The 19,942-nt window shown below is 68.0% G+C and carries 21 protein-coding genes; 18 read left to right on the top strand and 3 right to left on the bottom strand.

Annotated features, from left to right (window positions below; all coding sequences use genetic code 11):
- The first annotated feature begins 32 nt into the window (after positions 1–32).
- Both ACTOWK_RS15025 and ACTOWK_RS15020 read left to right on the top strand, forming a co-directional pair.
- Positions 33–542: a chemotaxis protein CheW gene (locus ACTOWK_RS15025; RefSeq protein WP_441330930.1), complete on the top strand. Its 510-nt coding sequence runs from the start codon at positions 33–35 to the stop codon at positions 540–542.
- Positions 543–583: 41 nt separating this feature from the next.
- The gene (locus tag ACTOWK_RS15020) at positions 584–1,678 is read left to right on the top strand and encodes an acyltransferase family protein (protein WP_441330929.1); all 1,095 of its coding nucleotides are present in this window, start codon (positions 584–586) and stop codon (positions 1,676–1,678) included.
- A gap of 240 nt (positions 1,679–1,918) precedes the next feature.
- Here the strand turns inward: ACTOWK_RS15020 and ACTOWK_RS15015 are convergent, their stop codons facing one another.
- Entirely contained in the window at positions 1,919–2,656 is a 738-nt protein-coding gene (locus ACTOWK_RS15015; protein WP_441330928.1) for a 16S rRNA (uracil(1498)-N(3))-methyltransferase, read from the bottom strand.
- Entirely contained in the window at positions 2,647–4,047 is a 1,401-nt protein-coding gene (gene bioA / locus ACTOWK_RS15010; RefSeq protein WP_441330971.1) for an adenosylmethionine--8-amino-7-oxononanoate transaminase, read from the bottom strand. Before bioA ends, ACTOWK_RS15015 begins: the two co-directional genes overlap by 10 nt.
- A gap of 77 nt (positions 4,048–4,124) precedes the next feature.
- On the opposite strand from bioA, the gene nudE reads away from it, so the two are divergent.
- The 5 genes from nudE (at position 4,125) to ACTOWK_RS14985 (ending at position 7,408) form a co-directional block, all read left to right on the top strand.
- Positions 4,125–4,694, top strand: coding sequence for an ADP compounds hydrolase NudE (nudE, locus tag ACTOWK_RS15005; protein WP_441330927.1), 570 nt, complete (start codon positions 4,125–4,127; stop codon positions 4,692–4,694).
- A complete protein-coding gene (gene cysQ, locus ACTOWK_RS15000; protein ID WP_441330926.1) occupies positions 4,691–5,530 on the top strand; it encodes a 3'(2'),5'-bisphosphate nucleotidase CysQ in 840 nt (279 codons plus the stop codon). The genes nudE and cysQ overlap by 4 nt, the downstream gene beginning before the upstream one ends.
- Positions 5,523–6,362: a nucleoside triphosphate pyrophosphohydrolase gene (mazG, locus tag ACTOWK_RS14995; RefSeq protein WP_441330925.1), complete on the top strand. Its 840-nt coding sequence runs from the start codon at positions 5,523–5,525 to the stop codon at positions 6,360–6,362. The genes cysQ and mazG overlap by 8 nt, the downstream gene beginning before the upstream one ends.
- A gap of 59 nt (positions 6,363–6,421) precedes the next feature.
- Positions 6,422–6,727, top strand: a complete 306-nt coding sequence (locus ACTOWK_RS14990) for an Mpo1-like protein (protein ID WP_441330924.1) — start codon at positions 6,422–6,424, stop codon at positions 6,725–6,727.
- Between the two features lie 213 nt (positions 6,728–6,940).
- Positions 6,941–7,408, top strand: a complete 468-nt coding sequence (locus ACTOWK_RS14985) for a hypothetical protein (RefSeq protein WP_441330923.1) — start codon at positions 6,941–6,943, stop codon at positions 7,406–7,408.
- 43 nt (positions 7,409–7,451) lie between these two features.
- Here ACTOWK_RS14985 and ACTOWK_RS14980 read toward each other — a convergent pair whose 3' ends face one another.
- Entirely contained in the window at positions 7,452–7,793 is a 342-nt protein-coding gene (locus tag ACTOWK_RS14980) for a DMT family protein (protein ID WP_441330922.1), read from the bottom strand.
- A gap of 106 nt (positions 7,794–7,899) precedes the next feature.
- Between ACTOWK_RS14980 and ACTOWK_RS14975 the strand changes: the two genes are divergently transcribed.
- The 11 genes from ACTOWK_RS14975 (at position 7,900) to ACTOWK_RS14925 (ending at position 19,930) form a co-directional block, all read left to right on the top strand.
- Positions 7,900–8,610: a response regulator transcription factor gene (locus tag ACTOWK_RS14975; RefSeq protein ID WP_031373577.1), complete on the top strand. Its 711-nt coding sequence runs from the start codon at positions 7,900–7,902 to the stop codon at positions 8,608–8,610.
- A 12-nt stretch (positions 8,611–8,622) separates the two neighbouring features.
- A complete protein-coding gene (locus ACTOWK_RS14970) occupies positions 8,623–9,951 on the top strand; it encodes a sensor histidine kinase (RefSeq protein ID WP_441330921.1) in 1,329 nt (442 codons plus the stop codon).
- Positions 9,952–10,149: 198 nt separating this feature from the next.
- Positions 10,150–11,733: an efflux RND transporter periplasmic adaptor subunit gene (locus ACTOWK_RS14965; RefSeq protein ID WP_441330920.1), complete on the top strand. Its 1,584-nt coding sequence runs from the start codon at positions 10,150–10,152 to the stop codon at positions 11,731–11,733.
- Positions 11,730–12,461, top strand: coding sequence for an ABC transporter ATP-binding protein (locus tag ACTOWK_RS14960; protein WP_441330919.1), 732 nt, complete (start codon positions 11,730–11,732; stop codon positions 12,459–12,461). Before ACTOWK_RS14965 ends, ACTOWK_RS14960 begins: the two co-directional genes overlap by 4 nt.
- Entirely contained in the window at positions 12,458–13,696 is a 1,239-nt protein-coding gene (locus ACTOWK_RS14955; RefSeq protein WP_441330918.1) for an ABC transporter permease, read from the top strand. The genes ACTOWK_RS14960 and ACTOWK_RS14955 overlap by 4 nt, the downstream gene beginning before the upstream one ends.
- A 111-nt stretch (positions 13,697–13,807) precedes the next feature.
- The gene (locus ACTOWK_RS14950; RefSeq protein WP_441330917.1) at positions 13,808–15,019 is read left to right on the top strand and encodes a hypothetical protein; all 1,212 of its coding nucleotides are present in this window, start codon (positions 13,808–13,810) and stop codon (positions 15,017–15,019) included.
- A 1,324-nt stretch (positions 15,020–16,343) separates the two neighbouring features.
- Positions 16,344–16,739: a diacylglycerol kinase gene (locus ACTOWK_RS14945; protein WP_441330916.1), complete on the top strand. Its 396-nt coding sequence runs from the start codon at positions 16,344–16,346 to the stop codon at positions 16,737–16,739.
- 144 nt (positions 16,740–16,883) lie between these two features.
- Positions 16,884–17,627 carry a TerC family protein gene (locus ACTOWK_RS14940; RefSeq protein WP_441330915.1) on the top strand — a complete coding sequence of 248 codons (744 nt, stop codon included), beginning with the start codon at positions 16,884–16,886 and terminating at the stop codon, positions 17,625–17,627.
- Positions 17,628–17,857: 230 nt separating this feature from the next.
- A complete protein-coding gene (locus ACTOWK_RS14935) occupies positions 17,858–18,490 on the top strand; it encodes a LemA family protein (RefSeq protein WP_441330914.1) in 633 nt (210 codons plus the stop codon).
- 10 nt (positions 18,491–18,500) lie between these two features.
- Positions 18,501–19,439, top strand: coding sequence for a TPM domain-containing protein (locus ACTOWK_RS14930; RefSeq protein WP_441330913.1), 939 nt, complete (start codon positions 18,501–18,503; stop codon positions 19,437–19,439).
- Complete coding sequence (locus ACTOWK_RS14925; protein ID WP_441330912.1) at positions 19,439–19,930, top strand: TPM domain-containing protein; 492 nt, start codon at positions 19,439–19,441, stop codon at positions 19,928–19,930. Before ACTOWK_RS14930 ends, ACTOWK_RS14925 begins: the two co-directional genes overlap by 1 nt.
- Positions 19,931–19,942: the final 12 nt, after the last annotated feature.

Below are 19,942 nucleotides of genomic sequence, written 5' to 3'. Positions count from 1 at the left end.
GGCCGCGCAATCCGCGGCGAGGACGCGAAGCGATGTCGAACGAGAACCAGATCAGCGACGCAGCCCCTGAAGCCACCTCGCAGGCCGACATCCGCGGCGTGTTGATCCAGGTCGGCGGCGCACGCCTGCTGCTGCCCAACGCGACCATCGCCGAGGTGCTGTCCTATGCGCCGCCGGCGCCGATCGAAGACGCACCGCGCTGGCTGCTCGGCCAGATCCGCTGGCGCGGTTGGCATCTGCCGCTGGTCGCCTTCGGCGAACTGTCCGGGCTCGCCCGCGAGCAGGGCGGCCTGGGCAGCAAGGTCGTGGTGCTGAAGGCGCTCAGCGCCGCTTCGCGCCTGCCGTACTTCGCCTTGTTGACCCAGGGCTTCCCGCGTCTGGTCACGGTGTCGCGCGACAGTCTGTCGGTCGCCGGACGCGAAGGCGACGTGCTGCCGCATGCGGTGCAGGCGCGCGTGTTGCTCAACGACGATCTGGCGCTGTTGCCGGATCTGGAAGCGCTGGAAGCGATGATCGGCGAAGCGCTCGCGCAAGCGGCGTGAGTCCGGCGTTGCGGGCCGGCGGCGCAACGTCGCAGTCTGGCTTGCCGTCCGGCCCCCCGTCGTCCGCTTCAGCGCCGAAACGCTACGCCTCGGTCGACGCTCTGCGCGGGCTTACCGTCGCGGCGATGTTGCTGGTCAACAACCCCGGCGATTGGGGCCATGTCTACGCGCCCTTGCTGCATTCGCAGTGGCACGGTTTCACCCCGACCGACCTCGTGTTCCCGATGTTCCTGTTCATCGTCGGCGTGTCGATCGCGCTGGCGCTGATGCCGCGCCGCGAGCACGGTGTGGCCGCCGCGACGCTGTTGCGTCCGGCGTTGTGGCGCGCGCTGCGCATCGTCGGCCTCGGCCTGTTGCTGCATGTCTGCGCGATGTGGGTGACCGGGCACGACTATCTGCGCGTGCCCGGCGTATTGCAGCGCATCGGCCTGTGCTTCGCCGCCGCGGCGCTGATCGCGATGTACGTGCCGGCGCGGATGCAGTGGATCGTCTGGGCTGCACTGCTGTTCGGCTATGCCGCCTTGCTCGCCTGCGGCGCTAGCTACGCGCCGTTCGAGAACATCGCCAGCCGCTTCGACAGCGCCTTGTTCGGCGTGCACGTCTACCAGATCGATGCCGCCAGTGGCCGCGGTCACGACCCCGAAGGTCTGGTGGCGACGCTCGGCGCACTGGCGACCACCTTGCTCGGCCTGCGCGCCGGCGACTGGTTGCGTCGCGGTAAGTTGCGCGCGTTGTGGATCGCAGGCGCGGTCTGTTTGCTCGCTGGCTGGGGCGGTGCGTACTGGCAGCCGCTCAACAAGAACCTATGGACCCCGGCCTACGTGCTGTGGAGCGGCGGTCTGTCGTGTTGGGTGCTGGCCGTATTCCACGAGCTGATCGACCGTCGCGGCTGGCCCGCGCTCGGACGCGCCTTCGGCGTCAACGCGATCGCCGCTTATGGCGGCTCGGCCTTGCTGCTGTATCTGCTGATGGGCCTGGGGTGGCTGGAACCGATCTATCGGCGCGGCTTCGCCGACTGGATGACGCCGCGGTTCGGGCCGTACCTGCCCTCGTTGGCGTTCGCGCTGGTCTTCGTCGCGCTGTGGTGGGGCGTGGTGCGCTGGCTGGATGCGCGGCGGATCTATTTCAAGATCTAAGCGTCAGCGTTGCGGTCGGGTTCGAATGACTGCAACTGCAACTGCAACTGCAACAGCAAATCCCCCGCACCTGCTGCGCAGGCGCCGCCCCCTTTGCCAAAGGGGGCAACTGCTCCGGCCGTATGCCCGGTTGCGTTCGTAACGGGTGGCAACGGCAGATCACCGCGTCGCGCCGTCCCCCCTTTGAAAAAGGGGGCAGGGGGGATTTGCTTTTGCCTTAAGGCGACAACGAGTCGTCGCTCAAGCCAGATCGCCGAACCGCGCCTGCAAGGCCGCGATCGCCGCCAGGCCGGCGGTTTCGGTGCGCAGGATGCGCGGGCCCAGGCGCAAACCCTGGAAACCGGCGTCGCGCAGTTGCTGGCGATCCAGCGGCGACCAGCCGCCTTCCGGGCCGATCGCGAGCAGCACCGGCGCCTGCGTTTCCACGGACAAGGTGGCGAAGGCGAGCTCGCCCTCGGGGTCGAGGATCAGGCGCAGGCCGCCCGACGGCAGCGCCGCCAAGGTCGCCGCCAACGAACGCGGCGCCGACACCTCCGGCACGCGGGCGCGGCCGCTCTGTTCGCAGGCCGACGCGACCACGCTGCGCCAATGCGCATGGCGTTTTTCCGCACGGGCCTCGTCGAGCTTGACCTCGCTGCGCTGCGACCACAGCGGATGCACGGCGTGCACGCCGAGCTCGGTGGCCTTCTGCAGGATCAGGTCCATCTTCTCGCCGCGGGCGATGCCTTGCAGCAACACCAGGGGCAGCGGCGATTCGCGTTCGACCTCCAGCGCCGATTCGATCGCCACCCGCACCTCGCGCTTGCCGAGCGCGACGATGCGGCCGTGGTAGTCGTGGCCGTCGCCGTTGAACAGCACGCAGGCATCGCCGACTTCGTGACGCAGCACGCGGGCGAGATGAGTGGCGGGGCCTTCGGGCAGCACGACCTCGCGACCTGTGCCGAGATCGGCATCGACGTGGACTCGGGTCAGGCGCATGCGTCGGCCTCCCGCACGGCATGGTCGATCGCCGCGCGCGTGGTGTCGGCGAGCAGGCCCAGGGCGTCCTCGTCGATCGAATAGGGCGGCATCCAGTACAGCACGTCGCCGAGCGGGCGCAGCAACACGCCGCGGTCGAGTGCGGCGCGATACGCGTGCAGACCGATGCGCGCCGCGGAGTCGAATGGGGTGCGTTTGTCGCCGTTACGAGTGAGTTCGAAGGCGACGATCATGCCGGCCTGGCGCACGTCGGCGACGTGCGGGTGGTCGGCGAACTCGGCGGCGAGCCGGGCCATGCGCGCGCTGGTCGCGCGGTTGCGGACCAGGATGTCGTCGTCGCGGAAAATATCCAGGCTGGCCAGCGCCGCGGCGCAGGCCAGCGGGTTGCCGGTGTAGCTGTGCGAATGCAGGAAGGCGCGTTCGCGCGAGTCGTCGAGGAAACCGTCGTAGATCGACTGCGTGGTCAGCACTGCGGCCAGGGGCAGGGCGCCGCCGGTCAGGCCCTTCGACAGGCACAGCAGGTCGGGCATGACCCCGGCCTGCTCGCTGGCGAACAGGGTGCCGGTGCGGCCGAAACCGACCGCGATTTCGTCGGCGATCAGGAACACGCCGTGCTCGTCGCACAGTTCGCGCGCCAACTTGAGATACGACGGGTCGTGCATGCGCATGCCGCCGGCGCACTGCACCCGCGGCTCCAGGATCAGCGCGCAGACTTCATCGGCATGGCGTTCGAGCAGACCGCGCAAAGCCGCCGCGGCGACCTCGGCGCGTTCGGCCGGGGTCTGGCCGGGTTCGCACAGGTAGGCGTCGGGCGAGGGCGCGAACAGCGACTCGGCCAACAGCGGTGCGTAGATGCGCCGATACAGCGGGATGTCGCCGACCGCGAGCGCGCCGAGGGTCTCGCCGTGGTAGCCGTTCTCCAGGGCGATGAACTTGGTCCGGCCTTCGATGCCGCGGTTGCGGAACCAATGGAAGGCCATCTTGAGGGCGACCTCGACCCCGGCCGAGCCGTTGTCGGCATAGAACACCTTGCTCAGCGGCGCGCGCCCGTCCTGGCGCGGCGCCAGCGCCAGCAGGCGCTCGGCGAGTTCGACCGCCGGCGCGTGCGAGCAGCCGGCCAGGATCACGTGTTCGAGGGTGCGCGCCTGGGTCGCGATGGCCTCGGCGATGCGCGGCTCGGCGTGGCCGAACAGGTTGGTCCACCAGCTCGAGATGGCATCGAGATAGCGACGCCCGTCGCGTCCGATCAGCCAGGGGCCGCGCCCGCTCGCGATCGGCAGCAGCGGCAGCGTATGGGGGTGTTCGCGCATCTGGGTGCAGGGATGCCAGAGCACCGCCAGGTCGCGTTCGCGCCAGGAGTCCGCCGCGTCGGCGCCCGGCTCTGTTAGCATCGTCGTGTCGTGAGTGATCTCTCGCATCCCCCTATTATCGTGCCTTTCCGCTCCCTGCTCACGCCCGGAGCCGCGCCATGACCCGGCGGCTGCCGACCATCCATCACGTCACCGAGCACGAGGCCGGTCCGTACCGGCTGGAACGGCTCGATCTCGAGTTTTCCAACGGCGAACGCCGCCAGTACGAGCGCCTGCACGGGCGCGGCCACGGCGCGGTCGTGGTGGTGCCGATGATCGACGACGACACCGTGCTGCTGGTGCGCGAATACGCCGCCGGCGTGCATCGCTACGAGCTCGGCCTGGTCAAGGGCCGTATCGACGCCGGCGAAAGCCCGATCGAGGCCGCCGACCGCGAACTCAAGGAAGAAGCCGGCTACGGCGCGCGTTCGTTGACCGTACTGCGTTCCTTGACCCTGGCGCCGACCTACATGAGCCACCAGGCGCATCTGGTGCTGGCGCGCGATCTCTATCCCGAGCGCCTGCCCGGCGACGAACCCGAAGAGCTCGAAGTGGTGCCGTGGAAACTCGACGACTTGCACCAGTTGATCCTGCGCGAGGACTTTTCCGAAGGCCGCAGCATCGCCGCGCTGTTCATCGCCCGCGAATGGCTGCGCAACGGCGAGCCGCGGTCGGAGCCGCAAGCATGAGCGTAGCTCCCGTGAGACCAGCCCTGCTCAGCCCGGAACAGATCGAAGGCGCGATCGCGATCGCGCGCGCGGCCGCGGACGCCATCCTGACCGTCTACCACGGCGAGTTCGCGGTCGAACGCAAGGCCGACGCCTCGCCGGTCACCGCCGCCGACATGGCCGCCCACCACATCATTCTCGACGGGCTCGCCCGTTTGACTCCGGACATCCCGGTGCTGTCGGAGGAGTCCGCGCACGAGGTCAGCTTCGAACAGCGCCGTCACTGGCCGCGCCTGTGGCTGGTCGACCCGCTCGACGGCACCCGCGAATTCGTCAAACGCAACGGCGAGTTCTCGGTCAACCTGGCTCTGATCGATAACGGCGAACCGGTGTTCGGCCTGATCCAGGCGCCGGTCGGCGGGGCGCTGTGGTACGCCCAGCGCGGCGGCCGCGCCTACCGCCGCGACGGCGACGACGAACGCGAAGTGCAGGTGCGCGCACCGGCGGCGCAGCCGCTGCGGGTCGCCGCGAGCCGCTCCTTCCACAGCGACCGCGCCGAGCGCGCGATGGCGCGGTTGCAGCGCGAAGCGCCCGGCGGCATCGCCATGCTCAGCCTGGGTTCTTCTTTGAAATTCTGCCGGATCGCCGAGGGCGGTCTCGATCTGTACCCGCGTTTCGGCCCGACCAGCGAATGGGACACCGCCGCCGGCCAATGCGTGCTCGAAGCCGCGGGCGGCGCCGTGTTCGATCCGCAAGGCCGGCCGTTCCGCTACAACCAGCGCGCCGGCATTCTCAACGGCGATTTCGTCGCCGTGGGCGACCTCGCCTTGCCGTGGAAGGAGTGGCTCGATGGCTGAAGTGCTGAACCTGCCGCCGGGCATTGCCGGGCTGTTGACGATCATGGCGCGCCTGCGCGATCGCGACAGCGGCTGCCCCTGGGACATCGAGCAGGATTTCGCTTCGATCGCGCCGTACACGATCGAGGAAGCCTACGAAGTCGCCGACGCCATCGACCGCAAGGACCTGGTTTCGCTGAAGGACGAACTCGGCGACCTGCTGCTGCAAGTGGTGTTCCATGCGCGCATGGCCGAGGAGCAGGGCGCGTTCGCCTTCGACGATGTGGTCGCGGCGATCAGCGACAAGATGGTGCGCCGCCATCCGCACGTGTTCGGCGACGCCAGCGTCGAGGACGTCGAGGCCCAGACCGTGGCCTGGGAAGAACAGAAGCGCCGCGAGCGCGAGGCGGCGGGCGAGGTCGACACCTCGGCCTTGGCCGGCATCGCCCGCGGCCTGCCCGAATGGCAGCGCGCGGTGAAGCTGCAAAAGCGCGCGGCCGCGGTCGGGTTCGACTGGCCCGACGTCGCCCCGGTGATCGCCAAGCTGCACGAGGAAATCGAGGAAGTCCGCGCCGAATTCGCCGCGGTAGCGGCGACGCCCGACGATGCGGCCGCGCACGACCGCCTCGAGGACGAGATCGGCGATGTGCTGTTCGTCTGCGCCAACCTCGCCCGCCACGGCCAGGTCGACGTCGGTGCGGCGCTGCGCCGCGCCAACCTCAAGTTCGAGCGCCGTTTCCGCGCGATGGAGACCCTGGCCGCACAGGACGGCCTGGCCTTGGCGGAGTTGCCGCTGGAAGGCCAGGACGCGTACTGGGACAAGGCCAAGCGGGCCGAACGCGGCGAGTCCTGAGCGGCGTTCGCGCCGCGCAATCGTTGAGCGAGGCCGATCGATCCGGCGAGGACAGGAACATGGCGAACCGTTTTGCGAGTTTCCGCGAGTTCTATCCGTTCTATCTGAGCGAGCACAGCAACCGCACCAGCCGGCGCCTGCATTTCATCGGCAGCTGCGGGGTGTTGGTCCTGCTGGCCGTGGCGATTTTCGGCGCGCGGCCTTGGCTGCTGCTGGCGGCGCTGGTCTGCGGTTACGGCTTCGCCTGGGTGGGGCATTTCTTCTTCGAGAAGAATCGCCCGGCCACCTTCAAGCACCCGCTGTATTCTTTCGTCGGCGACTGGGTCATGTTCAAGGACATCCTGACCGGCAAGATCAAGTTCTGAGCGACCCGCGGGAACGCGCCGCAAGACGCAACCCAAAACAGACCTGGAGCCGACGAGTCGCGTCGGCTCCCATCCATCAAGGAAGATGTCGTGAATCTCAAGATCGCTGTGTGTGGCCTCGTGTTGACTTGCCTGTGGCCGGGCGTGGTGTCGGCGGCGACCGCCGCGCAGCCCGACGTGCCGATGCGCGTCTCCCCGTGGCTCAGCGAAAGCATGGACAGCAAGACCTGTCCCATCGTCCACGTTTATCTGGCCGGGGCCGGATCGGCCGAGGGCGGTTCCGCACTGGCGACGCTGTGGCGCAACCGCGACGATCAAAACTCGGCGCTGGAGGCTTGGCCGGCGCTGCATCTGTCGGTGAGCGGTCAACCTTTTGCCTTGCGCCGCGAGGGCGCGCATTCGGATATCGAAACCCTGGGCTTGCAGCGGCAGCGCGGTCAGACCCTGCGTTGGTCCGACGCGGGCGAGAAGATTTCGGCGGAGCTGCGCCTCGGCGCGCCGAATTTATCGGTCGAGGGCGACGGAGGTTGGATCCGGTTGCCGGCGGCTCAGGCAGTGCAGGCGCGCGCGGCGACGGACGGCTCCAGCACCATGACTCGCTGGAAGGGCCGTCTGACGATCGACATCCGCGGCGAACGTTGGCAGCGCGAGGTCGAGGTCGAATCCTTGTGCGGCCCCTGACCGCGCTGGCTGCGATCAACCCAGCAAGGTCGGCCCGGCAAGCTCAATCCAGGAAAATCAACCAGGCCGCGACCACGATCAGGCCGAACCCGGCCCAGTGGTTCCATTTCAGCGGTTCGCCGAGGTACCAGGCCGAGAAGCCTGCGAATACCAGCAGGGTGATGACCTCTTGCATGCCCTTGAGCTGCGGTGCCGAATACACCGCGCTGCCAAGGCGGTTGGCCGGCACTTGCAGGCAGTACTCGAACAGGGCGATGCCCCAGCTGACCGCGATCGCGATCATCAGCGGCGACGACTTGTATTTGAGATGGCCGTACCAAGCGAACGTCATGAAGATGTTCGAGCCGAGCAGCAGCAGGATCGGATAGAGGCGTTCGCCGAGCATCGGGGCGTTTCGTGACGGAATAGGCGGTCAGCGTAGCGGGGGTCTTCACGGGCCGTCCACCTTGGCGAGGGCAACCTTCACAAAACTGAAGGAATGGAGAGGCTGCATGCAGGGTACGAGAGACGGGGGGCTGGTCCTGATCGTCGAAGACAACCGCAATATCTCCGAAATGGTCGGCGAGTACCTCGAAAGCCGCGGCTTCGAGGTCGATTACGCGGCCGATGGTCTCGACGGTTACCGCCTTGCCACCGAGAACAGCTACGACGTGATCGTCCTGGACCTGATGCTGCCGCGCATGGACGGCATCGAGGTCTGCAAGAAGCTGCGCGAAGAGGCCCGCAAATCCACGCCGGTGCTGATGCTGACCGCACGCGACACGCTCGACGAAAAACTCACCGGCCTCAGCGCCGGCGCCGACGATTACCTGACCAAGCCGTTCGCGATCCAGGAACTGGAAGCGCGCCTGCGCGCCCTGATCCGGCGCGAGCGCCGCCAGGTCGGCGGCGAAGTGCTCAAGGTCGCCGACCTGGTGCTCGACCCGGCCAGCCTGCGGGTCACCCGCGGCGGCAGCGAGCTGCAGTTGTCGCCGATCGGCTTGCGCCTGTTGACCATCCTGATGCGCGAATCGCCGCGCGTGGTCAGCCGCCAGGAAATCGAACGCGAGATCTGGGGCAACGGTTTGCCGGATTCCGATACCTTGCGCAGCCATCTGTACAACCTGCGCAAGACCATCGACAAGCCGTTCGACAAGCAGCTTTTGCATACCGTGCAGAGCGCCGGCTACCGGGTGGCAGACATTTCCCAGCCGCCGGACTGACCGGCCGCGACCATGCCGCAGGGGCTACCGCGCAAGATCAAGCTTGCGTTCATTCTGCAAGCCTTGATCGGCAGCATCGCGATCACGCTGGGCATCCTCCTGGCGGGACTCGCGGTGCGCCACGTGGTGCTCGAACAGCGCATGCAGCGCGAGGCCGACGACTACTGGGCCGGACGCATCTGCGACCCCAACTATCCGCTGCCGCGCACCTCGACCACGCGCGGCCATTTCGTCCCCACCGGCGCCAGCGACTCGTTGTTGCCGATGGTGATCCGCGGGGTCGATTCGGGCCTGCACAACCTGCCCGGCGGCGGCCGGGTGGTGCTGGTCGACCGGCGCGAGTCGGGCACCTTCTACATGATTTACGCCACCGAGCTGATCGACGAGGCGATCCTCTACACCGGCCTGTTCTCGCTGCTGCTGTCGTTGCTGACGACGTATCTGATTTCCTGGCATACCTACCGCACCTCCAAGCGCCTGGTGTCGCCGGTGAGCTGGCTGGCCAACGTGGTCTCGCAATGGGACCCGCGCGATCCCGACACCAGCCTGATCGAGCCGATCAAATTCCCCTACGACCCGGGCAGCGAAGTGCGCCGGTTGTCGAGTTCGCTCAGCGGCCTGGCCGAACGAGTCAGCGACTTCGTCGAACGCGAGCGCGACTTCACCCGCGACGCCAGCCATGAGCTGCGCACGCCGTTGACGGTGATCCGGGTCGCCACCGACCTGATGCTGGCCGACCCCGACACGCCGCTGCGCGCGCAACGCTCGCTGCTGCGGGTGCAGCGCGCCGGACGCGACATGGAAGCGGTGATCGACGCCTTCCTGATTCTGGCGCGCGAGTCCGACGTGGAGCCGCAGTCGGAAGAATTCCTGGTCCGCGACATCGTCGACAACGAGATGGAGCGAATCTTGCCGTTGCTCAACGGCAAGCCGGTCGAGCTGCATCTGTACGACGAGGGCGGGCCGCGCCTGACCGCGCCGCCGCATGCGCTCGGGGTCATGGTCGGCAATCTGCTCAGCAATGCGGTGCGTTTCACCGACCAGGGCCGCATCGACGTGCGCCTGAGCCGCGACAGCATCGAGATCCGCGACACCGGCATCGGCATGTCGGTGGAAACCCTGACCAAGGCCTTCACCCCGTTCTACCGCGCCGACTTCTCGGTCGGCGATGGCAAGGGCATGGGCCTGTCGATCGTGCGCCGGCTCGGCGAACGCTTCGGCTGGCCGGTCACCCTGACCAGCGCGCCCGAGCAGGGCACCACTGCGGTGATCCGTTTCCGTCCCGGCAGCGCCACCCTCAGCACCCACATGCCGCCGCTGCCGCGCCGCCCCGGCGCCTGAGGCCGGTCGCGGCCTGCGACGCTTTCGCACCCTGGCGAATCCCTGTGCAGAATCGCCTGTTGCCAGGCATTCGCGGCGCTTGCGCGCGGCGGTAGCCGAAACTGAACCGTTCGCGCCCGCCACGGTCCATGCAGCGAGCGCTGTCAACCGCATTCAGCCACACGCGTTCGCGCCTCCATAGCCCACGATTCGAGTCCCATGAGCGCAGCCAAGCCGACCTCACCCGCGACGAACAAGAACGGGCGCCGCAAATCGCCGTGGCCCAAGCGCATCGTCGTCGCGGCGGTGGTGCTGGCCGTGGCCGCTGGCGCCTGGACGTTCTACCGTCAGCGCAATGCCGAGCAGGCTGCGGGCGCCTACCGCACCGCCAAGGTCGAGCGCGGCGACATCCGCGTCGCCATCTCCGCCACCGGCGCGCTCTCGGCGATCTCGACCGTCGACGTCGGCAGCCAGATCTCCGGCCAGGTCACCGAGGTGCTGGCCGACTACAACGACCGGGTGACCAAGGGCCAGGTGATCGCGCGCATCGATCCGGCCACCTACGAGGCGCAGATCGCGCAGGGCTCGGCTCAAGTCGCCAATGCCCGCGCCAGCCTCGCCACCGCGCAGGCGACCCTGCGCAACGCCGAGCTCGACTATCAGCGCAAATCGGAACTGGCCAAGAACCAGCTCGTTGCGCGCAGCGACGCCGACCTGGCCCGCGCCGCGCGCGACCAGGCCCGCGCCCAACTGGCCGGCGCCGAGGCGCAGATCAACCAGCAGATCGCCTCGACCCAGACCTCGCGTCTCAACCTGCAGCGCACGGTGATCCGCGCGCCCGTCGACGGCGTGGTGCTGACCCGCAGCATCGAGCCCGGCCAGACCGTGGCTGCGAGCCTGCAGTCGCCGGTGCTGTTCCAGATCGCCGAAGACCTGTCGAAGATGGAGATCGTGCTGGCCATCGACGAGGCCGACATCGGCCAGGTCAAGTCGGGCCAGAGCGTCAACTTCACCGTCGATTCCTTCCCCGATCGCCAGTTCCGCGGCGCCGTGCAGCAGGTGCGGTTGTCGGCGACCAATACCAGCAACGTCATCACCTATCCGGTCGTGGTTTCGGTCGACAACGTCGACGGCGTGCTGCTGCCGGGCATGACCGCCAACGCCGAGATCGAAGTCAGCCGCCGCGACGACGTACTGCGGGTCAGCAATGCCGCGCTGCGCTACAAGCCGGCCGAGGAAGCGGCCGGTGCCGGCGCTGCGAACGGCCCGGGCGGCGGTGGCGCGCGCGGCGGCCTCAGCGGCGATCTGCCGCGGGTGGCCCAGGCGCTCAAGCTCGATGCGAACCAGCAGGCCGCGTTCGACGCCGCGCTGGAGCAGATGAAGCAGCGCATGGCCGCGCGCACTGCGGCGCCGGTTGCGGCGGCGCCGGGCGGTGGCGGCGGCGCGCCGATCATCATCGGCGGCGGGCGCGGCCCGGGCGGCGGTGGCGGTGGCAACAACAACCGCGGCAACCGCAGTGGCGGAGCCGTCTCCGGCGTCGCGCGCCAGCGCATGCAGGAACGTTTCAACCAGCAGTTCGGCACGTTCCGTTCGATGCTCAACGACGCCCAGCGCAAACAATGGGATGCCGAGATCGCCAACCTCGTCACCGCGCGGCGCGTGCCGTTGTACAAGCTGGTCAAGGGCGAGCCGGAACAGATCGTGGTCCGGGTCGGCGCCAGCGACGGCAGCTGGACCGAAGTCTCGGGCAACATCCAGGAAGGCGACGAGGTCGTGGTCGGCAGCGGGCGCGGCAGCAAATGAGCGACGCCGCTGACGCCATCGCGGTCATCGAGACCCGCGCGCTCGGCAAGGTCTATTCGCCGGGCAGCGAGGCCGAAGTGATCGCCCTGCACGGCGTCGAGATGTCGATCGCGCGCGGCGAGTTCGTCGCGATCATGGGGCCGTCGGGTTCGGGCAAGTCGACCCTGATGAACCTGATCGGTTGCCTCGACACGCCGACCAGCGGCATCTATCTGTGCGACGGCATCGACGTGGCCAGCCTCGACGCCGAGGAGCGCGCGATCCTGCGCCGCGACAAGATCGGTTTCGTGTTCCAGGGCTTCAACCTGTTGCCGCGCATGAGCGCGCTGGAAAACGTGGCGATGCCGATGGGCTATGCCAACGTGCCGCGCGAACAGCGCCTGCGTCGCGCCCAGGAGGCGCTCGACGCGGTCGGCCTGAGCGGCCGCGCCGGCCATCGCCCGAGCGAATTGTCCGGCGGCCAGCAGCAGCGCGTGGCGATCGCGCGCGCGCTGATCAACCGGCCGCCGATCCTGCTCGCCGACGAACCGACCGGCGCGCTCGACACCCGTACCGGCGAGGAGATCCTCGCCCTGTTCAAGCGTCTGCAGGCCGAGGACCACACCGTGGTGTTGATCACCCACGACCCCGACGTGGCCGCGCACGCGGACCGCACCTTCGTCATGCGCGACGGCGAGCTGCACGTGCAGGATCAAGATCAAGATCAAGAGCGAGGGCCGGAGCGATGAACTTCCTCGAAGTGCTTCGTACAGCGGTATTCGCTCTGCGAGGTAACTGGCTGCGCAGCGCGCTGACCTCGCTTGGCGTGATCATCGGCATCGCCGCGGTGATCGTGATGGTCTCGGTCGGCCAGGGCACCCAGTCGGAAATCGACAAACTGGTCTCGGGCCTGGGCTCCAACCGCCTGGACATCAGCTCGGGTGGCGGCGGCCGCGGCACCGGCGGCGTACGCCTGAGCGCATCGAGTTTCTTTACCCTGACCGAGGCCGATGCCGAGGCGATCCGCAACGAAGTCTCGGAAGTGCAGTACGTTGCAGCCTCGTTGCGTGGCGGCACCCAGGCGGTCTATGCGGAAAACAACTGGTCGACCCAGTGGCAGGGCGTGCAGGCGGATTTCTTCGACATCAACGGCTGGACCATCGCCTCCGGCGCGAGCTTCGAGGCGCGCGACTACGGCAGCGGCGCCAAGTCGGTGATTCTCGGCGAAACCGTACGGCGCGAATTGTTCGGCGACGAAGACGCGATCGGCCAGACCGTGCGTCTCGGGCGGGTGCCGTTCACGGTGGTCGGCACGCTCAACCCGAAGGGGCAGGGCGGCTTCGGCCAGGACCAGGACGACGTGGTGCTGGTGCCGCTGGAAACCGGGCGCCGCCGCCTGCTCGGTGCGATGGGCCTGCCGACCGGCGCGGTCATGCAGATCGCGGTCGGCGTCGGTCGCGCCGAAGACGTGGCTTATGCGCAGGAAGAAATCGAAGGCCTGTTGCGCCAGCGCCACAAGATCCAGCCCGGCGGCGACGACGACTTCAGCGTGCGCAACATCGCCGAAGTGGTCGCCACCCGCACCCAGACCACGCGCCTGATGTCCCTGCTGCTCGGCGCGGTGGCGACGATCTCCCTGATCGTCGGCGGCATCGGCATCATGAACATCATGCTGGTCTCGGTGACCGAGCGTATCCGCGAGATCGGCCTGCGCATGGCGGTCGGCGCCGGCCCGAGCGACATCCAGCGCCAGTTCCTGGCCGAGGCGATGCTGATCTCGCTGATCGGCGGTGCGTTGGGCATCGCGATCGGCGTGGTCGGCACGATCCTGGTCGGCAAGTTCGGCGCCCTGCCGATCGCCTTGAACGGGCAGATCATCGCCCTGGCGGCGGGGTTCTCGATCGCGACCGGTCTGTTCTTCGGCTATTACCCGGCGCGCAAGGCCTCGCAGTTGGACCCGATCGAGGCCTTGCGGCAGCAATGAGCTGAGCGACTGCGACCAACGGCACGGGTAGGTGCCGCTGCGTCGTGACATCGTGCCGGCGACGATCCGGGGCGGATCGGACAGATCACATCGGGTTGCATCGGAGGGGACATGAGCAAGTGGTGGCTGACGGTGCTGGTGCTGTTGCTGTTGCCGACGCCGGCGCTCGCGGTATCTGCAGCGCAAGCCGATGCGACGCCGGCGACGGTGATCGTCCTGGGCGTCGACCACGCGGCGCAATTGGTGTCCGAGCGCGACCAGCCGGCGCTGCTGGACGCGTTCCTCGACCGTGCCCAGCCCGACGCGATCTGCATCGAGCGTGCGCCGGAAGCGTTCGCGCGCGGCGATTTCTACGAGTTCACCTACGAGGTCCAGGACGTGGCGGTGCCGTTCGCGCGCCGGCACGGGATCGAGTTGTGCCCGATCGACTGGGAGCCGCCGGCGGAGGATCAGCGGCTCGGCTTCGGCCTGAGCCTGGACGCGCCGCCGGAACTGCGTCCGTCCGAGGGCTTCATGGGCTTTCTCGCCTTCGGTCAGGAGGCATCGACGCGCGACTTCTTCCATGCCGACAACCCGGCCAAGCTGCACAAGGTGGCGAACTGGGCCGCGACCCCGGCCGCCCGCGCCAAGAATGATTTGCCGCGCCGGCTCTATCTCTACCGCACCTATCTGCAGGCGCAGCGCATCGCCGCCGCGGCGCGCGCGCATCCGGGCGGCACCGTGGTGGTGGTCGTGGGCGAGTTCCACAAGCACGACATCGAAGCGATCCTCAAGGACGAACCCGGCGTGCGCCTGGTGCAGCCGTCGTCGCTGGGCCGCCCCGATGCGAAGGCGATCGCGGCGCACGACCGCACCGAGTACCGCACCGCGATCGCGAGCTTCAACCTGCTCGGCCTGCAAGCGGCGGCCGGACCGGTGGATTACGGTTACGTCGGCCGCGCGGTGGCGGCGCTGGAAGCCGCCGGCACGACGCCGCAGGCGCGGCTATTCCGGGTTCGCCTGGATCTGCTGCAAGGCCGGATCGAGCGCGGCGAAGCCATCGCCCGCTACCGCGCCATCGCCGCCGAGGCCGGCGATGCCCGCTTCGCTTGGACCGGCGTCAAGGACGCCACACGCGTGGATTCCTGGTTCGACCCGTTCGGCAACCTCGACGTACGCCGCCGCGCCTTGCTTGAGGCCGCGCGGGAATCCTGGGCGGCCGGCGATGCTGCCGCTGCGAACGCGCTGCTGGACGCCTGCACCGAGGGCCTGAGCCCGCGGCAACGCGAGCAGTTGCGCGGCTATTGGCAGCGCGACGTGGCGGTGGCGAAATCCTCGCGATAAGAGTCGCGTAATCCCCGATGATTTCGTTTCGATGCTGACGCAGCTCCTTTGTAAGAGCGGCGTAAGCCGCGACGCGTAGCCACAAACCGGCACCGTATTCTTAATGAAGGCTGCAGCCTTAGGCGTCGCCGTCGCCGTCGCCGTCGCCGTCGCGTAAAGATTTTTTCTGTTGCTGTTGCTGTTGCTGTTGCTGTTGCTGTGCGCCGCATAGCACTAGCGAAAGCTAAAGAAGACCCGGAGGGCGGCCCGCAGGGATGCGGGCCGTTTTTCATCGGGACAAGGATGTCCCGTATGAAAAATCCCTGCGGAGGCATTGCTCGTGCGGGCCTGTGATTCAAAACAAAGCAACTTCTTTGGTTAGCTTTCTTTTGTTGCTTCAGACAAAAGAAAGTAACCCGCCGCTTTAGTGGCGGAAGCTTTTAGCGTTTGATCTAGATCCTGATCTTGCTTGTCTGATCCGACGCGAGATCATCGCAGCGCGGTCGCGGCTTGCGCCGCTCCTACCCTGGCTCCAGCCGGATGCGACGCGGAATCAAGACATCATGGTCCGGCTTCTAGGGTAGGAGCGACGCAAGTCGCGACCACGTCCCGTCGGCCTCCGGCGCAGCCTTCAATCAAGAGCAAAGCTTCCGTCCGCTAACGCGGCCGGGTTACTTTCTTTTGCTGGCCCAAAAGTCCCACAGGGAGTTCCTTCGGTCAAAGCTAACCAAAGAAAAGGCCTTCCTTGCAAGGGCACAAGCCCGCGCGATCGATGCCGACGCAGGGATGCTCCAGACAGGCCATCCATGGCCTGCTTGCGCACGGTCCGCATCCTTGCGGGCCGCCCTACGGGTCTTCTCTTGACCGGCAGAGCGGCAAAGCCACAAAGCAAAGCTGATCAAAATCTCGGCAACGGCAACGGCAACGGCAACGGCAACGGCAACGGCAGGCAACGGCAGGCAACGGCAGGCAACGGCACAGCAACTGCCAAAGCGGAAACCGAAACCGAGCCGAGACCTCGAAGGACGCCGATTGGCCGATGCGTCCGAATCTCGTCTCACCCGAATCTCACCAACCCCCACGACTCCCACCCCCCAGCCACGCCCAAGCAACGCCCAAGCCCCCACCCGCCCGGGCCCCAGAACCGCGATCCGGCCGCCTGCGGTCAGGGCGCCCCTGCCGGGCTTGTGGCAAAATCCCCGCCCTGTAGCGGCCGTCGGCCGCGCCCGGCCTGTCCCGGCCCCCGCACGATCGAGACCCGCGTCCATGCCGACCTTCGAGCCGTCTCCGCCCGAGTGCCTTCGTCGCAGTACCGTGGTGCCTTCGGCGCAGGGGATCCGCCTCCATGGCTGACGAATACGGGCATCTGCCGCGCGGTCCCGGACGCATCCTGAAAGCCGCCACCTGGTCGTTCCAGGGGCTGCGCGCGGCCTGGCTGCACGAGTCCTCGTTCAGGCTCGAGGTCTACCTGTTCCTGGTCCTGGCGCCGGTGGGCTGGTGGTTCGGCGAAAGCGGGGTCGAGCGGGTGCTGCTGATCGGCTCGGTCCTGCTGGTGCTGAGCGTGGAATTGCTCAATTCCGCGGTCGAGGCGGTCATCGAGCGCTACGGCCCGGAGTTCCACGAGCTGGCCGGGCGCGCCAAGGACATGGGTTCGGCGGCGGTGTTCGTGCTGCTGATGAACGTGCTGCTGACCTGGGTCGCGATTCTCGGCCCGCGGCTGTGGGCGTATCTGATGGCTTGAGCGCGCCTTCGGGCTCGCGCATGCATTGCGGCCGGCCTCATCGCCGGCCTTTCCCGGGCCGCTTCGGCGGCCTACCGGCACGCTCCGCGGCGTGCCGTCTGCGGGCCCAGTCCGCAGGTTTCTTCGTTATCGACATCTTGAGGTATGCCGCACGTGATTGAACTGCTGACCGATCCGCAAGTCTGGATCACCCTGATCACCCTGAGCGCGATCGAAATCGTGCTGGGCATCGACAACCTCGTCTTCATCTCGATCGCGGTCAGCAAGCTGCCTTACGAGAGCCGCGAGAAAGCGCGCAAGTTCGGCATCGCGGTGGCCTGCATCACGCGTATCGCGCTGTTGCTGACCCTGGCCTGGTTGGCCGGCCTGACCAGCGATCTGTTCACCGTGCTGGGCCAGGGCATTTCGGTGCGCGATCTGGTGCTGATCCTCGGCGGCGCCTTCTTGTTGGTGAAGGGCTCGATGGAGGTCAAGGACCTGATCGTCGGCGAAGACGAATCCGAAGACGTGCACACCAAGCCGGCGGCCTCGTTCATGGCGGTGATCGCCCAGATCGCGGTCATCGATATCGTGTTCTCGCTGGACTCGGTGATCGCCGCGGTCGGCATGGCCAACCACACTCCGGTCATGGTCGCCGCGATCTTGCTCGCGGTGGGGGTAATGCTGCTGGCGTCCAAGCCGCTGGGCTATTTCATCGACCACAACCCGACCATCAAGATGCTGGCGCTGGCCTTCATCGTCCTGGTCGGCGTGTATCTGATCGCCGACGGTCTGGAAGTGCATATCCCGAAGGGCTACATCTACGGCGCGATGGGCTTCTCGGCCCTGGTCGAATGCTTGAACCTGTGGGCGAAGAAGCGCGCGACGCGACGTCTCAGCGCCGAATAAGCGGCCAAGCCGCATCGATCGGAGAGCAGGGCCGGCAAGCGATTGCCGGCCCTGTTCGTTTGCGGCTGCCGATTGCTGACTCGATTAGTTTGCGGCCGCCGCAGGCCGGCCTTGTCCGTTTGCGGCTGCGCTTATAGCGGCCCGCGCGCGGTGGCGTCGTCACACGGCGTCCATTGCGCCGGCCGGCGGCCGGTGCTGGAATGCGGCCGTCACCCAGTAGGAGTCGCGCCATGTTCCGAGCCTTGATCGTGCTTGCGCTGACCGCGCTGCTCAGCGGCTGCGGCTACAACAGCATCCAGCAGAAGGACGAGGCGGTCACCGCGGCCTGGTCGCAGGTGCTCAACGTCTACAAGCGCCGCGCCGACCTGGTGCCGAACCTGGTGGCGACGGTGAAAGGCTACGCCAGCCACGAGCAGCAGGTGCTGACCCAGGTCACCGAAGCGCGCGCCAAGGTCGGCAGCATCAACGTCGACGCCAACAGTCCCGAGTCGCTGAAGCAGTTCGAACAGGCCCAGGGCGAGTTGCGCGGGGCGATCGGGCGTTTGTTGGTGGTCAGCGAGAACTACCCGCAGCTCAAGGCCGACCAGAGCTTCCTGAGCCTGCAGACCCAGCTCGAAGGCACCGAGAACCGGATCACGGTCGAGCGCCAGCGCTACATCGGCGCGGTCCAGGACTACAACACCTACATCCGCCAGTTCCCGACCAACCTCACCGCGAAGCTGTTCGGTTATTCGACCAAGCCCAACTTCACCGTCGAGAACCCGGCCGAGATCCAGGAGGCGCCGAAGGTCGATTTCGGCCAGCCTGCGGCGCCGGCCAGCCCGCCGCCTGCGGCGGCGCAGCCCGCTCCGGCCCAGGGCTGATCGCTTCGCGATGTCGGCGCTTCCCGCACGCGCAGGCGGGTCCGCACGCGGCACGCTCATCGCCTGGGCCGCGGCCTGCCTGAGCGTGCTGTTGTTCGCGTCGGCCGCAGGGCCGGTGCGGGCGCAGACGCTGGCACCGATCCCGGCGATGACCTCGCCGGTGGTCGACACCACCGGCACGCTCGATGCCGCCACCCGTTCGCAACTGGAAGCGCAGGCGCGAGCGCTGCAACAGCGCAAGGGCAGCCAGCTGCAGGTGCTGGTGGTGGCGAGCACCGCGCCGGAGGACATCGACTCGTATGCGGTGCGCGCCTACGAGCAATTCAAGCTCGGCCGCAAGGACGTCGACGACGGCGTGCTGCTGGTCGTGGCCAAGGACGACCGCCGCGTGCGCATCGAAGTCGGCTACGGCCTGGAGGGCGCGATCACCGACGCCCAGTCCGGCCGCATCATCCAGGAATACCTGGCGCCGAAATTCCGCAGCGGCGACTACGCCGGCGGCCTGGTCGACGCGACCGCCATGCTGGTCAAGTTGATCGACGGCGAACCGCTGCCCCCGCCGATGGCGCGTCCGGCGCAGGACGACGGCAACGGCGGCGAGGAGGGCTGGGTGCTCGCCTTCTTCATCGCGATCTTCGGCGGGCAGGTCGTGCGCGCCGTGCTTGGCCGGCTGCCGGCGCTGGTGCGCGGGCTGGCCTCCGGGCTGGTCGTCGGCGGCATCGCCTGGTTACTGGCGCTGGCCTGGTGGTTGGTCGGCCTGACCGCCTTGATCGGTTTGTTCGTCGGCTTGCTCGGCGGCAGCGGCGGCCAATTCGTGCGCAGCGGCGGCTGGGGCGGCTACGGCGGCGGTGGTTGGGGCGGCGGCAGCGGTGGTGGAGGCGGTGGCGGTGGCGGCTGGTCGGGCGGCGGCGGTTCCAGCGGAGGCGGCGGCGCCTCGGGGAGTTGGTGATGCGTTGGCTCCGTCATCTGTGCGCGCCCTCGGCACGGCGCCTGTTGCCCGAAGCCAGCCTGCAGCGCATCGCCGCGGCCATCGCGGCCAGCGAGTCGCGCCACCACGGCCAGGTCTGCTTCGCGGTCGAAGAGCGCTTGCCGCTGCGACAACTGTTCGCCGGGCAGGACGCACGCGCGGCGGCGCAGGACGCCTTCGCCCAACTGCGGGTCTGGGACACCGCCGGCAACAGCGGGGTGCTGCTGTATCTGCTGTTGGCCGACCATCGCATCGAGATCGTCGCCGACCGCGGCTATGCCTCGCGGGTCGGCCCCGAACGCTGGCAGGCGGTCTGCGACGGCATCCAGGCGGCTTTGAGCGCGGGCGATGCCGAGACCGCGGTGCTCGACGGGATCGTCGCCTTGTCCGACATCGTCGCCGAACAATTCCCGCGCGACCGAGGCGCGCCCGACGACGGCAACGAATTGCCGGATCGCCCGGTCCTGCTGTAAGCGGGCCAATCG

The organism is Lysobacter sp. CA196 (assembly GCF_052078695.1).
In the GTDB taxonomy this organism is placed as follows: Bacteria; Pseudomonadota; Gammaproteobacteria; order Xanthomonadales; family Xanthomonadaceae; genus Lysobacter.
Note: the sequence above shows the minus strand (reverse complement) of the source record. Positions and strands in the feature narration are given on the sequence as shown.

Bases quoted from the DNA above. Each gene is read 5' to 3' on its own strand.
- ACTOWK_RS15025 (WP_441330930.1), top strand. From the start codon at position 33: ATGTCGAACGAGAACCAGATCAGCGACGCAGCCCCTGAAGCCACCTCG.
- ACTOWK_RS15015 (WP_441330928.1), bottom strand. From the start codon at position 2,656: ATGCGCCTGACCCGAGTCCACGTCGATGCCGATCTCGGCACAGGTCGC.
- bioA (WP_441330971.1), bottom strand. From the start codon at position 4,047: ATGCTAACAGAGCCGGGCGCCGACGCGGCGGACTCCTGGCGCGAACGC.
- nudE (WP_441330927.1), top strand. From the start codon at position 4,125: ATGACCCGGCGGCTGCCGACCATCCATCACGTCACCGAGCACGAGGCC.
- cysQ (WP_441330926.1), top strand. From the start codon at position 4,691: ATGAGCGTAGCTCCCGTGAGACCAGCCCTGCTCAGCCCGGAACAGATC.
- mazG (WP_441330925.1), top strand. From the start codon at position 5,523: ATGGCTGAAGTGCTGAACCTGCCGCCGGGCATTGCCGGGCTGTTGACG.
- ACTOWK_RS14990 (WP_441330924.1), top strand. From the start codon at position 6,422: ATGGCGAACCGTTTTGCGAGTTTCCGCGAGTTCTATCCGTTCTATCTG.
- ACTOWK_RS14985 (WP_441330923.1), top strand. From the start codon at position 6,941: ATGGACAGCAAGACCTGTCCCATCGTCCACGTTTATCTGGCCGGGGCC.
- ACTOWK_RS14980 (WP_441330922.1), bottom strand. From the start codon at position 7,793: ATGCTCGGCGAACGCCTCTATCCGATCCTGCTGCTGCTCGGCTCGAAC.
- ACTOWK_RS14975 (WP_031373577.1), top strand. From the start codon at position 7,900: ATGCAGGGTACGAGAGACGGGGGGCTGGTCCTGATCGTCGAAGACAAC.
- ACTOWK_RS14970 (WP_441330921.1), top strand. From the start codon at position 8,623: ATGCCGCAGGGGCTACCGCGCAAGATCAAGCTTGCGTTCATTCTGCAA.
- ACTOWK_RS14965 (WP_441330920.1), top strand. From the start codon at position 10,150: ATGAGCGCAGCCAAGCCGACCTCACCCGCGACGAACAAGAACGGGCGC.
- ACTOWK_RS14960 (WP_441330919.1), top strand. From the start codon at position 11,730: ATGAGCGACGCCGCTGACGCCATCGCGGTCATCGAGACCCGCGCGCTC.
- ACTOWK_RS14955 (WP_441330918.1), top strand. From the start codon at position 12,458: ATGAACTTCCTCGAAGTGCTTCGTACAGCGGTATTCGCTCTGCGAGGT.
- ACTOWK_RS14950 (WP_441330917.1), top strand. From the start codon at position 13,808: ATGAGCAAGTGGTGGCTGACGGTGCTGGTGCTGTTGCTGTTGCCGACG.
- ACTOWK_RS14945 (WP_441330916.1), top strand. From the start codon at position 16,344: ATGGCTGACGAATACGGGCATCTGCCGCGCGGTCCCGGACGCATCCTG.
- ACTOWK_RS14940 (WP_441330915.1), top strand. From the start codon at position 16,884: ATGCCGCACGTGATTGAACTGCTGACCGATCCGCAAGTCTGGATCACC.
- ACTOWK_RS14935 (WP_441330914.1), top strand. From the start codon at position 17,858: ATGTTCCGAGCCTTGATCGTGCTTGCGCTGACCGCGCTGCTCAGCGGC.
- ACTOWK_RS14930 (WP_441330913.1), top strand. From the start codon at position 18,501: ATGTCGGCGCTTCCCGCACGCGCAGGCGGGTCCGCACGCGGCACGCTC.
- ACTOWK_RS14925 (WP_441330912.1), top strand. From the start codon at position 19,439: ATGCGTTGGCTCCGTCATCTGTGCGCGCCCTCGGCACGGCGCCTGTTG.